Source organism: Parabacteroides sp. AF19-14 (assembly GCF_003635485.1).
GTDB classification, from domain to species: domain Bacteria; phylum Bacteroidota; class Bacteroidia; order Bacteroidales; family Tannerellaceae; genus Parabacteroides; species Parabacteroides distasonis.
Window position 1 is genome coordinate 90,760 of the sequence record NZ_QTMJ01000016.1, and the last position, 21,013, is coordinate 111,772.

Below are 21,013 nucleotides of genomic sequence, written 5' to 3' on the forward strand. Positions count from 1 at the left end.
AAACAAAAAGTCATATGAAGAAAATATTCATTTTAATGATCTTATGTGTATTTCCGAACTTTATATTAAAAGCCCAATTTGCAGGAAATACATATATCTGTGATCAAGAGTCTTTCCATCTTTTGAAAGATTTATCAAATTCCTCTTTGAAAGATGGGGATATTTATGTGTTTACTACAACTCATCAAGATTTAGCGTGGCTGAATCATATCGATGCTTGTATCGCCGACCGGGATACACTTTGGTTGACACCATTCTTGAAACGTTTGGGTGAAGATCCAACATTCAAGATGGATATTGAACAAACTTCTATATTGAAGGAATACATCCATCGTCATCCGGATACGTATCCATTGTTTGTTAAATATATGAAAGAAGGACGTATTTGTGTGGGAGGAACTTTTATACAGCCGTACGAGGAGATGTATTCAGGAGAATCATTAGCTCGCCAATTTTATTTGGGAACTAGATGGTTGAAGAAAAACTTTAATGGTTACCAAACCTCCTCTTATTTTAATGTAGACGTGCCGGGACGTACTTTACAAATGCCTCAAATCATGAGTAAGGCGGGAATTGAGAACTTGGTTATCAGTCGTCACGAAAGAGGGCTGTTCTATTGGGAATCTCCGGATGGTTCAAAAGTTCGTACTTATACTCCGGGACATTATATCTATTTTTATAATGTATTAGGAAAGGATGATACGACAGCGGTCAAAGAGATGGCTAAAGAGGCTATTTTATGGTATACAAAATACAATGATGTCAAGAAATCTAAGACTGTAATGCCTGCGATGCTTAATTATGAGTTGTCGTGGGATATGAAGCCGGTTCGAAATTGTCCTGTATTTATTGAAAAATGGAATAATGTTCGTTATATAATGAATGGGAAGACAGGTGAGAGAGTAAAAGTGTCGTTACCCCAGTTTAAATTTGCGACTGCCGATGACTTTTTTGAGAAATTAGATCATTCTACTTCAGCACTACCTATAACACATGGAGAACGTCCGAATGTGTGGCTGTATATTCATGGTCCTTCGCATGAGAAGGCTCTTACTGCCAGTCGTGAGGGAGATGTTTGGTTACCTGCAGCGGAGAAAATATCTTCTTTTAGTGCCATGGTTCGCCAATCGTTTGAGATGTATCCTACTGATGATTTGAATGAGGCGTGGGAAGCTAAAATCTATCCAGACCACGGATGGGGGGGCAATGGTGGTATCATGACGGATAATGCATTTCGCCGGAAATATGAGTTTGCGTTATCAAAAGCAAGACAAATCGTTGATCGGCAAGCTGGATTTTTAGCGTCTTCGATTAAGACCTCCGGGCAAAAAGGACGTTCGATTATACTATTTAATAATTTGTCTTTTTCAAGAACTGTTCCTGCTGTTGTAGAAGTGGCTTTTGAGCAAGGGTATGCCTACGATTTACAAATTAAAGATTATCAAGGAAAAGCGGTTAATTCCCAGTTATCTGAAATTGTTTATTATCAAGATGGGTCTATAGAAAAGGCTAATCTACATTTTACGGCAGATAATATGCCTGCTATGGGACTAAAAACTTATTATCTAAATCCAACTCAAAAGCAAGAGGATAAATCTGGGCCGGCCGTTGATTTGATAGAGAATAGCCACTATAGGATCGAACTGGTAAATGGTGGTATCAAACAAATATATGATAAATCAATGGGCTGTCCATTGTTGAATACTGAAAAATTTTTAGGAGGAGAAGTCATCTCTATGCGCTCTGTGGGGAATGGGGCTGGCGAGTTTGATGCGGTGCAACAGCCGGATATGGAAGGTTTTGATAAAACCTCGAATCATGCGGTCCCTTGGAAAGTAGAAGAAGATGGGCCTGTATATACATCCTATAAGATGCGTACACCTATCCGAAACGCAGTTATAGAACAGACTTTACGTGTATATCATCAGGTTAAAAAAATAGATATGGATGTTGACTTATTGAATTGGGATGCCGTACTTTATCGTGAGTATCGTTTAATGTGGCCTCTTGCGTTCCAGCGTTCATCAGTATCTTATGAGGTTCCTTTCGGGGCATTGACGGTTGGAAAAGATGAGATGCCGGGAGCGGCGGGTGAGCGTTATTATGTTGAAAATAGTAAGCAGCGTCCTCGCGGTATCGGGAACTGGTTAAGTGCGGCCGGAGAAAAATGTGCCGTAACCTTGTCTTCTTCTGTTGCGGTTGCTGATTATATTGATCCGACAGACCAACCGGTAGATTATACGATTTTACAACCTATTTTATTAGCGTCTCGTAAAAGTTGTCATCCGTTAGGTAATGATTTTATTCAACCCGGAGATCATTCCTATCATTTCTCTTTGACTTCTCATGAGGTTAATAGCCCGCTTAGGGAGGAGTTCGGTACATCTTCCAATGAGCCGTTGGTTGCGGTGTATAATCCGATTCAATATGGAAAGGCTTTTTTGCCGGAAGAGGTGTCGTTTGTGTCTGTAGATAACCCCAATGTTAAGGTGACGGCGATAAAGAAATGCGAAGATGATAATAGTTTGATTGTAAGAATGTATAATTGCTCAAATAAGGAAGAAACAGTACATCTGCGGATGTTTGTAGAGCCAAAAGAGATTATTCACACAAACTTGATAGAGGAAGAACTTTCTTCTGTTCAAGAGATTATTTTGGGTAAATATGCTATAGAAACATATAAAATCAAGTTCTGAATATGGTGAGAATTAATTCATTGAAAAAAGTATCACTCATCTTGTCCTTGGCGCTGGTAGGGATGGCTTGTACAACGACTCCGAAGAATACGGAAGAAACAATGGAGTCATTAACCCAATACGTGGAACCTCTCATTGGTACCGCTCATTGCCGTTGGTTTCATTTTGCTCCGGGTGCGATGCCATTTGGATTAGCGAAACCAGCAGCAGCTACCAATGCTAGCCTAGGGAATAAATCAGGATGGGAAGCTACGGGATATGATTATCGGGATACTTCTATAGAGGGATTCCCTTGTCTACATGAGTTTCAGGTTGGAGGTATTGTTTTGATGCCTACAGAGGGAGATTTGAAAACAATTCCGGGACCTTTAAATTCTATCGGGCAGGGATATCGCTCCTCTTTTGATCATAAGGATGAAATCGCTACGGCCGGGTATTATTCGGTCATGCTTAAAGATTATAATGTGAAAGCGGAGTTGACCGCAACTCCTCGAGTTGCTTTTCAACGATTCACTTTTCACAAGAGCGATGCGAGTCATATTTTATTTGATATAGGAAATCGTCAAGGCGAAAGTGGACCAGCTGTGGATGCTTTCGTCCGGATAAAAGAAAATGATTTAGTAGAAGGTTGGGTTACGACTTTACCTACTTATAGTAATAAGTATCAGTCGGGAGCTACGATAACCATGTATTTCTCGGCTCGTTTGGATAAGCCTGCGGATTCTTTCGGAACCTTTGTGAAAGAGACTGTACAGAAGAATAACCGAGAGATTGAGGGGATTGGGGCTGGTGCCTATTTGACCTATAATACTCAAGACAACGAATTGATAACAGCAAAAGTAGGTCTTTCTTATACCTCTGTAGATAATGCTCGATTAAATAGAGAGACAGAGACTCGCCAAGATCAAATGGACTTTGATGAGGCTCGCGAAATCTCGAGATCTACATGGGAAGAGTATTTAGGACGTATACGTGTGGAAACCCCGGTGAAAGAAGATAAAATCAAATTCTATACCGGACTTTATCATGCCCTATTGGGCAGAGGTTTGGCTAGCGATGTGAACGGCGCATATCCTAAAAATGATGGGACTATTGGACAGTTGCCCTTAAAAGACGGAAAACCGGCTTTCTCTTTTTATAATACGGATGGTATTTGGGGAGGGCAATGGAACTTGATTCAAGTATGGGCATTGGCTTATCCGGAGTATTTATCGGATTATGTAAGTACGCATGTACAAGTTTATAAAGATACCGGATGGTTAGGAGATGGTATAGCTTGTAGCCGGTTTGTCTCCGGTGTTGGAACGAATCAGTTAGGTAATGTGATTGCTGCGGCTTATCTATGCGGCATCCGTGATTTTGACGTAGAGAATGCTTATGCGGCGGCACGAAAGAATGAGTTAGAGGGAGAGAACCGGCCGATGGGAGCGGGTAAGCTGGATACGGATAAGTTTGTGGAATATGGTTATGTTCCTCATATGGACAAAGGTGAAGGCGCTGATGAGGCATGGATGTTTTCGGCCTCTCATACCTTGGAATATTCGTTTGGAGCTTATGCCGTAGGGCAGATGGCGAAAGCCTTGGGCAAAACGGATGATTATAATGTATTGATGGATTTGTCAAAAGGTTGGGAACGTATTTATAATGCGGAATCGAACTTGATTCAGCCCAAATATGCGGATGGACGGTTTATCAGTAATTTTGATCCCATGCAAGTATGGCGTGGATTCCAAGAAGGGAATGCATACCAATATACATTTTATGTACCTCATGACGCAAAATCGCTGATCGCTAAAATGGGAGCTAGGGAATTTACACAACGTCTGGATAGTATATTTATTCTTTCACAGGACAAGACATTTAGCGGTGGAACGACTATTGATGCTTTCGCTGGTTTACAAACTTATTATAATCAAGGGAATCAACCTTGCTTACATATTTCTTGGTTGTTTAATCAAGCGGGCAAACCTTCGTTAAGCCAAAAGTGGGTACGTGCGATTCTGGATGAGTTTTATGGGACAGAAGGTATTCACGGTTATGGCTATGGGCAGGATGAGGATCAAGGTCAACTTGGTGCTTGGTATGTGATATCCTCGATAGGATTGTTTGATATAGTTGGCTTGGCAAGTGAAAACCCGACTTTAGCGTTAGGAAGTCCTCTATTTGATAAAGTGACGATCAAATTGAATAAGCGGTATTATCCGGGAGATACATTTGTGATTAAAACCAAGAATAATAATAAGACAAATGTCTATGTACAGGAATATCGCTTAAATGGCGAGTCTTTACAGGAACCTTTTATCCCTTTTAAGAATGTCGTAGAAGGTGGTGTATTAGAGTTAGATATGGCTGAGACTGCCAAAGATCAATATTGATCTTTGGCAGCCCTGCTGCACAACATAGTTCTCAAACACCGGGCGATAATTGCTTTTTTCCTTTACAATCTCTAATTTGCGCCCTCGTGAAAGTGATTCACGCCAAATAAACGTATTGTTAAACTCAAATAAATCCTGATATCATGAAAGTATACCAAACAAATGAAATTAAGAACATCTCTATCTTGGGAAGTTCGGGCTCTGGGAAAACCACTCTCGCTGAAGCTATGCTTTACGAGGGTGGAGTTATAAAACGCCGCGGCTCCGTTGAGGCAGGAAATACGGTGTCCGATTATTTCCCGGTTGAGAAAGAGTATGGATACTCAGTTTTCTCAACCGTTTTCAGTGTTGAGTGGCAGGATCGGAAGCTGAATTTCATCGATTGTCCGGGTTCGGATGATTTCGTGGGAGGAGCTGTTTCCGCTCTGAATGTCACGGATACGGCACTGATGGTATTGAATGCCCAGTACGGTGTTGAGGTTGGAACCATTAACCAGTTCCGGTATACTGAACAATTTCATAAACCGGTGATTTTCGTTGTCAATCAGCTTGATAATGATAAAGCCGACTATGAGGGAACTATCGCCCAGTTGAAAGACCGTTGGGGCAGTAAGATCGTTCCGATCCAATATCCGATTAGCTGCGGCTCTTCTTTCAATGCCGTGGTGGATGTATTAAAAATGAAGATGTATCGTTGGAAACCGGAAGGTGGAGTTCCTGATGTATTGGAAATCCCCGCCGAGGAAATGGATAAGGCGATGGAGTTGCATCAAGCCTTGGTGGAAGCCGCCGCTGAGAACGATGATACTTTGATGGAGAAATTCTTTGAGGAAGGTGCCTTGAGCGAGGATGATATGCGTGCCGGTATCCGTGCGGGCTTGGTTACTCGCGGTATGTTCCCGGTATTCTGCGTATGTGCCGGTCGTGATATGTGTGTTCGTCGTACGTTGGAGTTCTTGGGTAACGTGGTTCCTTGTACCGACAAGATGCCTCGTCTGATTACTACGGAAGGCGTAGAGGTGACTCCGGACTCGAATGGTCCTACTAGCTTGTTCTTCTTCAAGACTACCGTGGAACCTCATATTGGTCAGGTTTCCTATTTTAAAGTGATATCAGGAAAAGTAAAAGAAGGTGACGATTTGATGAATGCCGATCGTGGTTCCAAGGAGCGTATCGCACAGTTATTTGCGGTAGCCGGACAAACTCGTACCCCGGTTACGGAAATGGTGGCGGGTGATATTGGAGCGACCGTTAAGTTAAAGGATGTTCGCCGTGGTAATACATTGAACGGAAAGGGTTGTGATTATCGTTTCGACTTCATTAAATATCCGGATCCGAAATATCGTCGTGCTATCAAGCCGGTGAATGAGGCTGACGCCGAGAAGATGATGGAAATCTTGATACGTATGCGTGAGGAAGACCCGACATGGGTAATCGAGCAGTCCAAGGAATTGAAGCAGACAATCGTTTCCGGTCAAGGTGAGTTCCATCTTCGTACATTGAAATGGAGAATCGAGAATAATGATAAATTGCCGATCGAATATCTGGAGCCGAAGATCCCGTATCGTGAGACGATTACGAAAGCGGCCCGTGCGGATTACCGCCATAAGAAACAATCTGGTGGCGCAGGCCAGTTCGGTGAAGTTCACTTGATTATCGAGCCTTATTATGAAGGTATGCCTGCTCCGGATACCTACCGTTTCGGCGGACAGGAGTATAAGATGAATGTTCGTGATACTCAGATAATCGATTTGGATTGGGGTGGTAAAGTCGTGTTCGTAAACTGTATCGTTGGTGGTGCTATCGACGCTCGTTTCTTGCCGGCTATCCTAAAAGGTATCATGGCTCGTATGGAGCAAGGGCCGTTGACGGGTTCGTATGCTCGCGATGTGCGTATTTGCGTATACGATGGTAAGATGCACCCGGTAGACAGTAATGAAATCTCTTTCATGCTTGCCGGACGCAATGCGTTCAGTACCGCTTTCAAGGAGGCTGGCCCTAAGATCTTGGAGCCTGTTTACGATGTCGAGGTTTCCGTTCCTGCCGATTATCTGGGAGATGTGATGAGTGACTTGCAAGGACGCCGCGCCTTGATTATGGGTATGAATAGCGAGAAGGGATTTGAGAAACTATTGGCGAAAGTTCCTTTGAAAGAGATGTCTAACTATTCTACTTCACTAAGCTCCATTACGGGCGGGCGTGCTTCCTTTACGATGAAGTTCGCTAGTTACGAGTTAGTTCCTGCCGATGTACAAGAGAAGTTGTTAAAGGCTTACGAGGCTACTCAATCAGAAGAATAGGTAAAGTAAAATGTCATCATAATTTTTTAATATTTAAAGTTAAACGAGAAAAGGCCGGCTTTGTGAAGAGCTGGCCTTTTTGTTATGTCTTTTTCATTAGGCTGTCGTGAGCTTGTAATACCGAAAGTGTTCTTTTGTATCATCTTAAACAAGGAAAAGATGATATTAAGAAAGTACTATCCGACTATTGTCCTCTCAGACATCCATTTGGGATCGGAACATTCCCGGACGGAGGAGGTCACCCGTTTTCTCAAGCACGTAGATTGCGATCGATTGATTTTGAATGGTGATATCATCGATGGCTGGCAATTGAAGAAATCCGGTAAACGCTGGAAACAAAAGCATACCGATTTCTTTAAGGTATTGATGAAGATGATGGAGAAAAGGGGTACGGAGATTATCTATGTAGTGGGGAACCATGATGATTTTCTCGATAGCTTGGCTCCTTTTAAGTTCTCCAATATATCGATCGTAAAGGATTATTTACTGAAGACGAGACAAGGAAAACGCTATTTCGTGACACATGGCGATATTTTCGATACGGTTACGACCCATATGCGTTGGCTTGCCATGCTCGGGGATGTGGGATATACTTTTTTATTGTGGTTGAATAAGGTTTACAATCATCGTAGAGAGCGGCAAGGAAAACCTTATTTCTCTTTATCCCAAGAGGTGAAACACCGGGTGAAAAGTGCGGTCTCTTATATCTCGGAGTTTGAGAAAGAGCTGGTACGTTTAGCGGAGGCCAAGCATTTGGATGGGATTATTTGCGGCCATATTCATCAAGCGGCGAGCGTATGGTATGGTAATGTGCATTATCTAAATTCCGGCGATTGGGTGGAAAGCATGACCGCTCTCGTGGAGGATGAACAAGGAGAGTGGGATATTGTTACATATAATAATGTACAACTATATGCGGATGCCGTATGAAAATCCTGTTTATCATACAAGGTGAGGGACGTGGGCACTTGACCCAAGCGTTATCCTTACGCCAGAAATTGATGGCCGAAGGACATGAGATCGTTGGTGTGTTGGTAGGAAAAAGCCCGGCCCGCCGTTTGCCGGATTTCTTCTTGAATAAGATACAATCGCCGGTATATCCGTTTGAGAGTCCGAATTTTTTACCGACGGCTAAGAATAAACAAGTGAGTTTGATGCGTAGCGTATTATATAATGTATTGCGTCTGCATAAATACATGGGAAGTATCCGTTATATCGACCGGATGATTCGGCAGACGGATGCGGATGTTGTCGTGAACTTCTACGAGCTATTGACGGGGCTGACTTACTTGATTCTCCGTCCGAAAGCAACGATGGTATGTATCGCCCATCAATATCTATTCTTGCATCCGGACTTCGTTTTCCCGAAGCAGAGCACATTGTCGTTGGCATCGCTACGATTTTTTACGAGATTAACGGCGATAGGCTCCGTCAAAAAATTAGCCTTGTCTTTCCGGAAGATGCGCGAGGCGCCGTTGGGAGGAATAGTCGTGGTTCCTCCTTTATTAAGGCAAGAAGTCTTGGATGCGGTTCCCTCGAACGGCAGTTATTTGCATGGTTATTTGTTGAATAGCGGGTTTAGTGAGGAGATCCGTTCTTGGCATTCCCGTCATCCTTCGGTTCCGATGCATTTCTTTTGGGATAAGAAAGATCAGCGAGCCGAGGTGAAAATAGACGATTGCCTTTCTTTCCATCAGCTGGATGATACGTTGTTTCTACGTTATATGTCGGGGGCGAAGGCTTATGCTACGACCGCCGGGTTCGAATCCGTATGTGAGGCGATGTATCTGAATAAACCTGTATTGATGGTTCCTACACATATTGAGCAAGCTTGCAATGCTTACGATGCCTCTTTGTCTGGCGCAGGCGTTGTCGCTGATTGTTTTGATCTGGACGTGTTATTATCCATTTCGGAAAGTCATGTGGAGAATCCGGTCTTCCGGCATTGGGTGAAACAGGCGGATTGGCTTATTCTTCGTGAGTTCCGTGAGGATTTGTTGCGTGAGGAACATCCGGTAACGAGCCTAGGGAGGATTACGACAAATTGGGTGGCGCGTCTGGGGAGATTCCTGCCTATCTAGGAACTTATAGCAGTACCGTGCTGTAGATGCAGGTGTGCCATGCTGATGGCACAGGCGTGCCACACTGATGGCACAAGCGTTTCATCAGCATGGCACAGATGTCTTATTTATTGAGCGCTTGCTCAATATCGGCGATGATATCATCGGCGTTCTCGATACCTACAGAGAAGCGGATCAAGTCCGGAGCCACGCCAGCCTCTATCAATTGCTCGTCGCTCAATTGGCGGTGCGTATGACTGGCCGGGTGAAGCACGCAAGTACGGGCATCCGCTACGTGAGTTACGATAGCGGCGAGTTTCAAGCTATCCATAAACTTGATCGCCACCTCACGTCCACCTTTCAATCCGAAGGATAATACACCGCAAGAGCCATTCGGTAGATACTTCTTGGCGAGCTCATGGTACGGGTTGCCTTCTAATTCCGGATAATGCACCCAAGCTACCTTATCACATTTCTGTAGCCACTGCGCTACCGCCAAGGCGTTTTTGCAATGCTGCGGTACACGAAGATGCAAGGTCTCCAATCCCAGATTCAATAGGAATGCGTTTTGCGGGGATTGGATCGCTCCGAGGTCACGCATCAGTTGGCTAGTCGCTTTCGTGATGAACGCTAATTTCCCGAATGCCTTGGTATAGGTCAATCCGTGGTAAGAAGGGTCCGGTTGGCAAAGTCCCGGGAACTTCTCGGCATGCGCTTCCCAATCGAAATTGCCGCTGTCCACGATACAACCACCCACGCTCGTGGCATGGCCATCCATATATTTAGTCGTGGAGTGCGTAACGATATCCGCTCCCCATTCGAACGGACGGCAATTGATCGGCGTGGCGAACGTATTATCGACGATCAAGGGTACGCCATGATTATGGGCGATGCGGGCAAACTTCTCCACATCCAATACCATAACGCCCGGATTGGAGATCATCTCGCCGAACATCGCCTTCGTATTCGGGCGGAAAGCCTTGGAGATCTCTTCCTCGCTCGCGTCTTGATCTACGAACGTGCATTCGATTCCCAGCTTCTTCAAGGTAACGGCCAGTAGATTATAAGTACCTCCATAAATGCTGGTAGCGCTTACGATATGATCGCCAGCCTCGCAAATATTGAAGAAAGCGAAAAAGCTAGCGGCCTGTCCGGATGAGGTCAGCATGGCGGCCACGCCACCTTCCAACGCCGCGATCTTGGCGGCTACAGCCTCGTTTGTCGGGTTTTGAAGGCGGGTATAGAAATAGCCGCTTTCCTCCAAATCGAACAATTTAGCCATCTGCTCGCTCGTCTCATACTTGAATGTCGTGCTTTGATAGATCGGGAGGACACGGGGTTCTCCTTTCTTGGGTTGCCAACCGGCCTGTACGCACAGGGTTTCCGGTTTGAATTTGTTATCCATATAGGTTGTTTTTTAATTGAATGTCATTTTAATTGCAAATGTACGGAAAATCGGTAAGAATTGTTCCGCTTACAAGATCTTCTTCTGTAAGATACTGAACCAAATGAAAGCGACGACACCTTTTAGCATGCTGGAAAGGCTGATCGCCCACCAAACACCCGTAATACCCAGTCCCGCTGCCGCTAGCCCGATGGCCAAAGGTATGCGTAAGGTGTTACACGAGATGCTGATGATCGCCGGCGGAACCGTTCGGCCGGTACCGTAGAACATGCCTTGCGTGGTAATCTCCAGCATCATGAAGATCATCGAATATCCGTCGATCCGGAGAAATATACCACCGGCCTCATAAGCGGCTTGCTCCGGCACGATCAGCGAGAAGACCTCGCTACCGTAAAAGACGAATAACAACGTGCAGAGTACGCCGATGATCGAAGTCATTTTAAGCGTCGTATGATAAGCGGTCAAGATACGTTCTTTCTTGCGTGCGGCGTAGTTCTGTGCGGTGAAAGCGGAGAGGGCCGTACTGAAGCCTTGTGAGGTGTTCCATGCGATCGCCTCCATTTGTCCGCCTGCCGTAAGCGTCATCAAACCGATATGCCCTCCGTAGGTGGAAGCTGTACGGGCCATAAAAAGATTGATGATCGCGAAGAACGTATTTAATAACGCTACCGGCAGGCCCAATTGGAAGATCCGCTTGGTGTAGCGTTCCTTTAAACGGACAAAGAAAGGGAATCCCCCGAACAATTTATTGCGGCATTTCAGCTGATAGACGAATAGTCCGCAAACCACCGCTTGGGAGATCCACGTAGCCCAAGCCGCGCCCGCCGTGCCCAAATGGAAGCCGAGTATAAATAAAGGATCTAGCACCATATTCAGTAAAAGACCTGTTCCGCTGATATAAAATGGAATCTTACTCAATCCTGCCGCATTATGAATCCCGGTAAACGCCGCCGAGAGGAAGATAAATGGGAATGCGGAAGCGACGATTCTCAAATATTCCACGGCGTTCAACGCGATCGGTTCCTCCAGTTTGTAGAAACCGATAATCGGATGAGCGAGGACGAATAGCAAGAATCCCCAACAAAGCGAGAGGATCAAGGCGATCGTTAGGTTATGGGAAGCGAATCCTCGGGCATCTTCCACGTTTTGCGCCCCGATACTTTGCCCGACACTCACCTCCGAGCCTACTTTATTCAAGTAAGAGATCGAGTTCGTCATCCAAGTAAGGATACCAACGGCGCCGATAGCGGCTACGGCCTCGCTTCCCAACCGGCCTACCCAAGCCATGTCGGTGATGCTATAGGCCATTTGGATAAATGAGGTACCCATGATCGGCATCGCCAGATTGAATAGTTGCCGGGAGATGACCCCTTCGGTCAGATTCTTTGTTCCTTGCATGATCGTTTGTTTAAATGTGCGCGAAAGTAGAAATAATTTTGCTACCTTTAGCGACGTTAATCTTAAAGAATAGTATGATGATAACGAGACGGAATTTTTTGAAAGCGGGTGCCGCTGTGGCTGCGCTGAGTGTAGTACCGAATGGCTTTGCCTCTATCTTGGCTAAGAAAGAGAAAGCGATAGGTGTACAGTTGTATAGTGTCCGGGACGACTTGAAGACGGATTTTGACGGTACGATGAAGGCTTTGGTGGATATCGGTTATAAACGGATGGAAGCCGCCGGTTACCGGGATGGCAAATTCTATGGGAAATCCCCGGCCGAGATGAAGAAATATCTGGCGGATCTGGGTGCCCGTATGGTAGGTTCCCATACCGGAAGCGGTTTGCTGGCGGAGGGTGATACCAAGGGATGGGACTTCTGGAAAAAGAATGCCGCCGATACGGCAGAGGTAGGCTGTAAATGGATTGTTCAGGCGGGTTATCCCTCCAAAGATATCAAGAGCCTTTCGGACGTGAAGCGTTTAGCGGATCAATTTAATAAATGTGGTGAGATCGCGAAGGCGAATGGGTTGCGTTTCGCTTTCCATAACCATGTGGATGAATTCCATGAGCTGGAAGGGAAGATCCCGTTCGACGTGATGATCGAGAATACGGACAAAGGGCTGGTTACTTACCAGATCGATACGGCTCAATTAGTGTATGGCGGTTTTAAATGTCATGATTACGTGAACCGTTATCCCGGTCGTTTCGCCAACTGGCACTTGAAAGACGCGAACGCGGATGGAAAGGGCAGCACGGAGATGGGCGCCGGAATCGTAGACTTCAAATCCTTATTCGCTGTGGCGGAGAAAGCCGGATTAGAGGATTACTTCATTGAGCAAGAGCGTTATAATATGACACCGCTGCAAGCGATGAAACATGATTATGACTTCTTGATGAATGCTTCTTATGTGAAGTGGTAAACGGGAGTATAGGCGTAGCCTTATGCCAGTATCGGTATAAGGCTGCGCCTATATCAGTGTGAGGCTATGCCGATACTGGCGCAAGGCAACGCCAGTACTGGTGTTTTTTATCGGATAAACAGGAGTTCCCTATACTTTGGCAACGGCCACATCTGGTTGTCCACCATCAGCTCCAGATCGTCGATATGGTCACGGATCTCATCCAAATAAGGGGCTACCGAGTCGTGGTAAGCGATCGCCTTTTCCCGCATATCGGTCAAGCGGTTCGCTTTCTTGCGGGCCTCTACCATCTCATCCACTTTCTTGGTCACGGCACAGATATGCCCGGCTATCTTACGAACCAAGCGACGGGGTTCTTCCGACATATCGCGGAATTCCGGGTCATCGCCGAATGTCTCTTTCAACTTCGCTATATTATCCAGCAATACGCTCTGGTAGCGAACGGCTACCGGGATGATATGGTTCAAGGATAAATCCCCTAATACCCGAGCCTCGATCTGTACCTTTTTGATATAGACTTCCCATTTTACCTCATTACGCGCTTCCAATTCTTTCTGGGTAAGTACGCCGGTAGACGTGAACATCTCGATCGACTCCGGTTTAAGATAAGCGTCATATTGCAATGGAACACTATTTTGGCAATCCAGACCTCGCTTGGCGGCTTCCTCTTTCCATTCGTCCGAATAACCGTTTCCATCGAAGCGGATCGGCTTAGATTCCTTGATATAGGCTTTCAGCACCTTGAATATCGCTACTTCCTTGCTTTTTCCTTCCGCTTGCAAAGCCTCTACGTCCTTCTTGAATTGTTGCAATTGATAGGCTACGGCGGAGTTCAACGCTAACATGGCCGATCCGCAGTTCACGGAAGAGCCCGGGGCGCGGAACTCAAAACGGTTTCCGGTGAAGGCGAAAGGAGAGGTACGGTTACGATCCGTATTGTCCAACAGCAGTTCGGGGATCTGCCCGAAGCCAAGATGCAAGCCCTTTTTATCGTCTACCTCGATAGCGTCCTCGATAGAGCTATTCTCGAACTTATCCAAGATATCACTGATTTGCGTTCCGAGGAAAGTGGAGATGATAGCGGGAGGTGCCTCGTTCGCGCCTAGGCGGTGTGCGTTCGTGGCGGAAGCGATACTCGCTTTTAATAAAGCGTTGTATTTATAAACGGCCATGATGGTGTTCACCACGAAGGTGATGAAGCGCAGGTTGTCCTCACGGTCTTTACCCGGAGAGAATAAGTTTACCCCCTTGTCTGTTCCCATAGACCAGTTACAGTGTTTACCGGAACCGTTTACCCCGTTAAATGGCTTCTCGTGCAATAATACACGGAAATTATGACGGCGGGAGACACGTTTCATGACCGACATCAATAATTGGTTATGGTCGTTGGCAAGGTTGCATTCCTCGTAAATAGGAGCTAGCTCGAACTGATTGGGGGCTACCTCGTTATGGCGGGTCTTTACCGGGATACCTAGTTTATAGCATTCGGTTTCCAAGTCTTTCATGAATTCTTGTACACGAGAGGGGATAGCGCCAAAATAATGGTCGTCTAATTGTTGGTTCTTCGCGCTCTCATGTCCGAGCAAGGTACGCTCGGTCAGTGAGAGGTCCGGACGGGCGGAATACAAGTCCTCGTCAACAAGGAAATATTCCTGTTCCCAACCAAGGTAAGTAATTATCTTATTGACATCCTCATCGAAATACTGATATACGTCTTTGGCGGCTTCTCCCAATACTTCGATAGAGCGGATCAGCGGGGTCTTATAATCCAGCGCTTCACCGGTATAAGCGATAAATACGGTTGGGATACAAAGTGTGTCATCTACGATAAAAGCGGGAGAGGAAGGGTCCCAAGCGGAGTAGCCGCGGGCCTCGAAGGTATTGCGAAGTCCACCGTTCGGGAAACTGGAAGCGTCCGGTTCTTGCTGGACGAGCAACTTGCCGCTGAACTCCTCGATCATGCCGCCGTTGCCATCGTGTTCTACAAAAGCGTCGTGCTTCTCGGCGGTGCCATCGGTAAGCGGTTGAAACCAGTGGGTGTAATGAGTGACTCCTTTTTCCAGTGCCCACATACGCATGCCGGCTGCCACATGATTGGCGATTTCCCGGTCGATAGGTGTGCCATTGTCAATGGCGTGGGTCAAGGCTTTGTACGTTTCCTTGGAGAGATATTTTTGCATCGCCTTCCGGTTGAAGACATTCTCGCCATAGTACTCAGATACTTTGTGTTCGGGAGTAACGGCTTCCACGGCCTTTCGGTTGGATGCCTTCTCCACAGCATTAAAGCGTGAGATTGACATTGTTGAATTGTTTTATGTTTTTCAGGTGCAAAGTTACTACAAAAAAGTGAAATGCGGAAAGATATAGTGATAGAATTGAGTTACAAGGGTTTTAGTTAAAGTGGCGATAATTCGTGAAGCCATTACAATCCTTGCCGAAGCCAAATCTTGACGCCGCAACGTTACTTGTTCGTAACCATGTCCGAAAATGCGACAAACGGGTACGAATGGCGAAACAAGACACTATGTTATAGTGAGTTACCCACAACTCACGTAACAAATACGGTTACGGAAAAAAGATTGCGCCGTTCCTCCCCGTTTTGCGTACCGACACCGGACTCTTCACCAACTAATTTTGAAATCCAAAAATTAAGAACGATGAAGAGTACATTTTCAGTAATCTACTACCTCAAGCGTCAGGTAGTGAAAAAGGACGGGACGGTTCCCGTCATGGGACGCATCACGGTGGACGGCAGCCAGACGCAGTTCAGTTGCAAGTTGAGTGTCGATCCGAAGCTGTGGGACACCAAAGGGGGACGTGTCACGGGCAGAAGCGCGGCGGCACTCGAAACGAACCGTATGCTTGACAAGATGCGGGTGCGCATCAACAGACACTATCAGGAAATCATGGAGCGTGACAACTTCGTCACGGCGGAGAAGGTAAAGAACGCCTTTCTCGGACTGGAACACCGCTACCACACGCTGATGCAGGTGTTCCGTCGGCACAACGAGAACTATGAGAAACAGGTGGAAGCAGGCATGAAAGCAAAAGGTACACTGGAAAAGTACCGTGTCGTTTACAAGCACCTGCAAGAGTTCCTCGACATCCGCTACCATGTGAAGGACATCGCCCTAAAAGAGCTTACTCCCGCTTTCATCTCCGACTTCGAGATGTTCCTGCGCACGGACAAGCACTGCTGCACCAATACCGTGTGGCTGTACGTCTGCCCGCTACGGACAATGGTGTTCATAGCCATCAACAACGAGTGGCTGACACGCGACCCGTTCCGCGAGTATGAAATCAAGAAGGAGGAAACGACACGCAGTTTCCTGACCAAAGACGAAATACGCCTGCTGATGGAGGGGAAACTGAAAAACGCCAAACAGGAACTGTACCGCGACCTCTACCTGTTCTGTGCGTTCACCGGATTGTCGTTCGCGGATATGCGCAACCTCACGGAAGAGAATATCCGTACCTATTTCGACGAACACGAGTGGATAAACATCAACCGCAAGAAAACGGGCGTGGTGTCCAACATCCGCCTGCTTGACATCGCCAACCGCATAATCGGCAAATACCGTGGGCTATGCGAGAACGGCAGGATATTCCCCGTTCCGCATTATAACACGTGCCTTGCCGGTATCCGTGCCGTCGCCAAGCGTTGCGGCATCACCAAGCATATCACGTGGCATCAAAGCCGCCACACGGCAGCCACGACAGTTTTCCTTTCCAACGGCGTACCCATCGAAACGGTCAGCTCCATGCTTGGACACAAGAGCATAAAGACGACGCAGATTTACGCGAAGATAACCAAAGAAAAACTCAATCAGGATATGGAAAACCTTGCCGCAAGGTTAAACAACGTCGAGGAATTTGCAGGTTGCACCATCTAAAAAAGAGGAGCCATGAAACGTGACATAATCATCATAGAGGACAAGGCGGTCAGCGTAACCGGTAACGATGTGTGGATGACCGCCACCGAAATAGCCGGACTGTTCCATACGACCGTCCCGGCAGTGAACGCCGTCATCAAAGCCGTCCGCAAGTCTGACGTGCTGAACGACTACAAGGTGTGCCGCTACATGCAGCTTGAAAACGGGCTGTACGCGGACGTGTACGCGCCTGAAATCATTATTCTGATTGCTTTTCGGCTGAACACCTACAACACCTACCTGTTCCGCATGTGGCTGGTAGGAAAGGTTCTCTCACAAGAGAAGCGGCAAACATACGTGATGTTTATACAGAACGGAAAAACTGCGTACTGTTGAAGATATCAAATGAAAATTATACGAAAGAATTTCTATATGGATCCTTATCTAAATAGCCATATCATATCTCAAAAAATATAGAGGTAATAATATGGCTATTATTTAATTCTTTTGATTTGTCGTTATGCAACGAATTCCGTTCATAAAATGTTTTAATATATATTTGTCAAATGAATGGAGATTAGGTATTTTTTGTTCAAGGTATTCAATTCCTATCGTGTTAAATTCCTGTATAACGATTGTAATCTCTTTAGAATCGTCTTCAAGATTTATAAGACCTGCATTTTGTATCTTTTTACTAATCATCCTCGGTAATCCGTATTCTTCAAGTTGAAATACAATTTTAGGTAAAAAGGCATTTGATGCTTTATATACAAAATTGGCGATATTTGAGGAATTAGGATAAAGTTCTTGACGTATAATATTAATTACCGCAATAATAGATGAGAGATTAAAGGATACATATCTTTCAAATGTAAATATATCCTCATATGTAATACCATAATCTTTTACTGTGTTATATAGCTCTTTTATAGTCATTTTCCATCCATTACTACATGCACATGCATAATACCGTAAATGTCCTTTTCGATGATATTCCAAAATTTCTATGATATCTCCTAAAGCATCCCTCCATTCCCATGTATTATTGTTTTGTAAAGCATCGCAATTTGTTGGCCAATTGGAATCAGTTTTCAATTTTTCCGCAATTATCTTTAACATTGATGGTTTACAACTTCTGATTTGTGGTATTCTTTCAATTCTATGCCAAATATCCGTTCCAAGAAGTTCTATCATTTCATCTTGATATCGTTGAATTTTTACATATTGTTCATTATTCAATTTTATACCGGGGTCATTTCCATCAAGTTTTTTTACTACATCATCAGGAAACTCTAATCTCAATTTAGTATTTTCTTGACTTGGTGGCTCTTCAAGCATATAGACACGACCTACAAAATAACGAAACATTCTGCCTGCGCGTCCAATGATGTTGCGAAAGGTAAAATAATCAATCTTATGAGCCCCGTTCTTATTTGACCATAAAACGACACTCTCTGCTTGAGTATTTACTCCTTCAATTATAGACGAGGTCGATACCAAATAATCTAACCCATTCTGTTCTTCAAATAGTTTTATTTGAATTTGACTAAGAGAACGATGTAGCTGACCATTATGAATACCAATACCATGTTTGACTAAATCTTTAAGAATATACTTTTCTCCATAATTGCATTCCAGCCAATCAGAAAAATTAGCAAGCAGTTCAGAGTCTTTATTATATAAATTTCTGTTAAGAATTGTTGTTACTTCTTCAATTCCCTTATATGTGCCGGTATATATCAAAGCTTTACCTATACCTGTATTTATTAATTCAATAAGTTTACGTGTCTTAAAACTCTGTTTATCTTCATTCTTTGGTCTGCTTTTATATAACCGCCATGCATGCGTTACAACGGTCTTAAAATCCATACGCAGAAATGTCATCCCTTCAGTGAATACATTTTCTTCTATTTCATGGATATTTGGGGCAAGATAATATCTTTGTTTAGCTTTCTTTCCGAGTTCTACCATTGAACTGAGTAAAGTGGAGCTTCTTTCAAGATCAAAATTTGTACTTGCCTTATAAAACTCATCAACGATTAGAATATCAATTGAAGGAAGTTTATCTATATAGGCAAAAGCTCTTTCTTGCGGAAATACCAATATGTTTTTCTCCGCAAGTTCTACATCTGTTGTTGTAATTATTTTATATTGATGAGAGAATTTTCGGCAAATTCGTCTTCTTGTTTCATCTGCAAGAGCAACCGTAGGTACTAATATTACAACATTAATTGGTTGTTTAATCGCAATAAATGCATCAATAACAAAACTTTTACCAAAACTTGTAGGAGCACTCACCGCAACGCTTTTCCCTTCTAATAACTTCTTTAATACCTGTGATTGAGCAGTATGTAAGACACAAGGTTTTCTTTCTCCAATATTAACTTTAAAAACTTCACATACAAACCGATCTTCCCAAGATGCAGTATATGTATCAATATACGGTAAAAGCCCCACTTCACGAATAAGATGGTTGACTAATTCCATATATGAATTATTGTTAGTACCATTAATCTCATGAAGTAATGTAATTACTTTGGATCTTGCATTACTTATATCACCAGCATTTAGAACATTACTTATATCTAAACATGTATTATATATATCATTCGTCTGCATCATTTTTGAGATTTTTTGCTTGTGAAATAAACCAGTTTACTATTTTTGTTTTATCAGGAACAGGAAAAAGAATCAAATGAAAGTTTATTTCCGAATACTTATGAACAGAACTAAGCTTGTTGATCTGCTTCTTAAAAAACGAATGAGCACGATCTCTATGAAAAGAAATAATACTATTTTTATACTCATCACTCATTTCAGTAGTACTTGCTGTTATCTGGCATTCATGTAATAAAAGAATAGGTATATGTAGTTTGGGTTTTATTTCGTCAATGGAAGTATTCTCATCGAAACATTCTTTTATCTTTTTAAGTAATGTTTGGTTTTCAATTTGTTTATCAAGTTCATTGAGATTGGTCATTATTCCGCATTCCTTTTTCATAATAGGTTTGCGCAACATTTGTTCAACAGAATTTATTGGTTCGTATAATCGCGCATCCTCAAGAGAATTATAAAATTTAGCTTCTCCTAACCAAAGTTGAAAGCCTCCATTTGGGTCAATTACAATGTGTACAGAATCAGAGCCCTTTGCATTATCATTATCATTCTGTTTATAAAAAATTTTAGGTATTGCAGATAAGGCTTTATAATGGTTCTTCATTATGCCATATAGAATAATTTCCGCTATTTCACTTCCCTTTCCATTCTGCTCTTTGTCAACAAGTCGTAAATGTTTGGCAGCCTCAATAAGCCTACCGTAATCATTATCTATTAATTTCTCTCGTTCTTGTGCAGACAAAGCTGTTTCTGCAATATTACTGAAAACAAATTCTTTGAATTGACGATATCTCCAACTGCCATCTTCAAAGCCATTAGCAACTGATAATAACCTGTCATTATGATCTGGATTTATTTCTTGCTTTTTTGTATTAAAATTAACAAAACAATCATCAACTAATATATCAAAATTCCAAATTTTATTGCTCATACACTTTATTTACATGCTTAAAAATGGTGAAACATCTATATTCCTTTAGATACTATTTTTTTGTATGACAAATAAGTTCATGAACATCAACATCAAGCAAATTTGCAATACGAACAAATGTGTACAAATCAGGTTGAGAATGATTATTACACCATTTAGATACTGTTGCAGGATCTTTCTGTAATTGTTTTGCCAACCATTTGCTCATAACTCCTTTTTCTGATAGTACATTTTTAATGTTGTTTAAAATTGCCATTACAATTAATTTTTAGATTGCGTTAAATGCAAAGTTACAACTTTTTATTAACTATATGAATTTCTAACGATAGAAATTGGTTGGATCAATCAAAAAACTGGTTTTAAGGTCATTAAAACACCCAAGTATATAAAAAGTAAAC

Annotated in this window: 14 protein-coding genes; 8 read left to right on the top strand and 6 right to left on the bottom strand. The window is 43.6% G+C overall.

Annotation, left to right across the window (positions count from 1 at the left end; translation table 11 throughout):
• Positions 1-14: 14 nt before the first annotated feature.
• The 5 genes from DWX33_RS15805 (at position 15) to DWX33_RS15825 (ending at position 9,452) form a co-directional block, all read left to right on the top strand.
• Positions 15-2,696, top strand: a complete 2,682-nt coding sequence (locus DWX33_RS15805; protein ID WP_233570192.1) for a glycosyl hydrolase-related protein — start codon at positions 15-17, stop codon at positions 2,694-2,696.
• A 5-nt stretch (positions 2,697-2,701) separates the two neighbouring features.
• Positions 2,702-5,071, top strand: coding sequence for a GH92 family glycosyl hydrolase (locus DWX33_RS15810; protein ID WP_122380659.1), 2,370 nt, complete (start codon positions 2,702-2,704; stop codon positions 5,069-5,071).
• 143 nt (positions 5,072-5,214) lie between these two features.
• Positions 5,215-7,371 carry a translation factor GTPase family protein gene (locus DWX33_RS15815; protein ID WP_005868471.1) on the top strand — a complete coding sequence of 719 codons (2,157 nt, stop codon included), beginning with the start codon at positions 5,215-5,217 and terminating at the stop codon, positions 7,369-7,371.
• A 159-nt stretch (positions 7,372-7,530) separates the two neighbouring features.
• Complete coding sequence (locus tag DWX33_RS15820; RefSeq protein WP_005868472.1) at positions 7,531-8,301, top strand: UDP-2,3-diacylglucosamine diphosphatase; 771 nt, start codon at positions 7,531-7,533, stop codon at positions 8,299-8,301.
• A complete protein-coding gene (locus tag DWX33_RS15825; RefSeq protein WP_005868473.1) occupies positions 8,298-9,452 on the top strand; it encodes a glycosyltransferase family protein in 1,155 nt (384 codons plus the stop codon). The genes DWX33_RS15820 and DWX33_RS15825 overlap by 4 nt, the downstream gene beginning before the upstream one ends.
• A 103-nt stretch (positions 9,453-9,555) precedes the next feature.
• On the opposite strand, the gene DWX33_RS15830 is transcribed toward DWX33_RS15825, so the two are convergent.
• Both DWX33_RS15830 and DWX33_RS15835 read right to left on the bottom strand, forming a co-directional pair.
• Positions 9,556-10,836: an O-acetylhomoserine aminocarboxypropyltransferase/cysteine synthase family protein gene (locus DWX33_RS15830; RefSeq protein WP_008779363.1), complete on the bottom strand. Its 1,281-nt coding sequence runs from the start codon at positions 10,834-10,836 to the stop codon at positions 9,556-9,558.
• A 69-nt stretch (positions 10,837-10,905) separates the two neighbouring features.
• Complete coding sequence (locus tag DWX33_RS15835; protein ID WP_005868477.1) at positions 10,906-12,234, bottom strand: MATE family efflux transporter; 1,329 nt, start codon at positions 12,232-12,234, stop codon at positions 10,906-10,908.
• 74 nt (positions 12,235-12,308) lie between these two features.
• On the opposite strand from DWX33_RS15835, the gene DWX33_RS15840 reads away from it, so the two are divergent.
• Positions 12,309-13,196 (top strand): TIM barrel protein, encoded by an 888-nt coding sequence (locus tag DWX33_RS15840; protein ID WP_233570193.1) that lies wholly within the window; start codon positions 12,309-12,311, stop codon positions 13,194-13,196.
• A gap of 107 nt (positions 13,197-13,303) precedes the next feature.
• On the opposite strand, the gene DWX33_RS15845 is transcribed toward DWX33_RS15840, so the two are convergent.
• A complete protein-coding gene (locus DWX33_RS15845; protein WP_048928163.1) occupies positions 13,304-15,496 on the bottom strand; it encodes a glutamine synthetase III in 2,193 nt (730 codons plus the stop codon).
• 357 nt (positions 15,497-15,853) lie between these two features.
• Here DWX33_RS15845 and DWX33_RS15850 point away from each other — a divergent pair, with 357 nt between their 5' ends.
• Together DWX33_RS15850 and DWX33_RS15855 are read left to right on the top strand one after the other, a co-directional pair.
• Positions 15,854-17,089 carry a site-specific integrase gene (locus DWX33_RS15850; protein ID WP_002561011.1) on the top strand — a complete coding sequence of 412 codons (1,236 nt, stop codon included), beginning with the start codon at positions 15,854-15,856 and terminating at the stop codon, positions 17,087-17,089.
• A 12-nt stretch (positions 17,090-17,101) separates the two neighbouring features.
• Positions 17,102-17,464, top strand: a complete 363-nt coding sequence (locus tag DWX33_RS15855) for a hypothetical protein (protein ID WP_002561010.1) — start codon at positions 17,102-17,104, stop codon at positions 17,462-17,464.
• Positions 17,465-17,566: 102 nt separating this feature from the next.
• Here DWX33_RS15855 and DWX33_RS15860 read toward each other — a convergent pair whose 3' ends face one another.
• Genes DWX33_RS15860 through DWX33_RS15870 form a run of 3 tightly spaced genes read right to left on the bottom strand, consistent with a single transcriptional unit; the run spans position 17,567 to position 20,871 of the window.
• Positions 17,567-19,690, bottom strand: coding sequence for a DEAD/DEAH box helicase (locus tag DWX33_RS15860; protein ID WP_004355287.1), 2,124 nt, complete (start codon positions 19,688-19,690; stop codon positions 17,567-17,569).
• Complete coding sequence (locus DWX33_RS15865) at positions 19,674-20,615, bottom strand: DUF1837 domain-containing protein (protein WP_002561007.1); 942 nt, start codon at positions 20,613-20,615, stop codon at positions 19,674-19,676. Before DWX33_RS15865 ends, DWX33_RS15860 begins: the two co-directional genes overlap by 17 nt.
• Before the next feature lie 52 nt (positions 20,616-20,667).
• Positions 20,668-20,871 (bottom strand): helix-turn-helix transcriptional regulator, encoded by a 204-nt coding sequence (locus DWX33_RS15870; protein ID WP_002561006.1) that lies wholly within the window; start codon positions 20,869-20,871, stop codon positions 20,668-20,670.
• Between the last annotated feature and the right edge of the window lie 142 nt (positions 20,872-21,013).

Excerpts from the sequence above, each read along its gene's own strand:
- DWX33_RS15805 (WP_233570192.1), top strand. The coding sequence starts at position 15 with ATGAAGAAAATATTCATTTTAATGATCTTATGTGTATTTCCGAACTTT.
- DWX33_RS15870 (WP_002561006.1), bottom strand. The coding sequence starts at position 20,871 with ATGGCAATTTTAAACAACATTAAAAATGTACTATCAGAAAAAGGAGTT.
- DWX33_RS15845 (WP_048928163.1), bottom strand. The coding sequence starts at position 15,496 with ATGTCAATCTCACGCTTTAATGCTGTGGAGAAGGCATCCAACCGAAAG.
- DWX33_RS15820 (WP_005868472.1), top strand. The coding sequence starts at position 7,531 with ATGATATTAAGAAAGTACTATCCGACTATTGTCCTCTCAGACATCCAT.
- DWX33_RS15825 (WP_005868473.1), top strand. The coding sequence starts at position 8,298 with ATGAAAATCCTGTTTATCATACAAGGTGAGGGACGTGGGCACTTGACC.
- DWX33_RS15865 (WP_002561007.1), bottom strand. The coding sequence starts at position 20,615 with ATGAGCAATAAAATTTGGAATTTTGATATATTAGTTGATGATTGTTTT.
- DWX33_RS15850 (WP_002561011.1), top strand. The coding sequence starts at position 15,854 with ATGAAGAGTACATTTTCAGTAATCTACTACCTCAAGCGTCAGGTAGTG.
- DWX33_RS15815 (WP_005868471.1), top strand. The coding sequence starts at position 5,215 with ATGAAAGTATACCAAACAAATGAAATTAAGAACATCTCTATCTTGGGA.
- DWX33_RS15830 (WP_008779363.1), bottom strand. The coding sequence starts at position 10,836 with ATGGATAACAAATTCAAACCGGAAACCCTGTGCGTACAGGCCGGTTGG.
- DWX33_RS15860 (WP_004355287.1), bottom strand. The coding sequence starts at position 19,690 with ATGATGCAGACGAATGATATATATAATACATGTTTAGATATAAGTAAT.
- DWX33_RS15835 (WP_005868477.1), bottom strand. The coding sequence starts at position 12,234 with ATGCAAGGAACAAAGAATCTGACCGAAGGGGTCATCTCCCGGCAACTA.
- DWX33_RS15840 (WP_233570193.1), top strand. The coding sequence starts at position 12,309 with ATGATGATAACGAGACGGAATTTTTTGAAAGCGGGTGCCGCTGTGGCT.
- DWX33_RS15855 (WP_002561010.1), top strand. The coding sequence starts at position 17,102 with ATGAAACGTGACATAATCATCATAGAGGACAAGGCGGTCAGCGTAACC.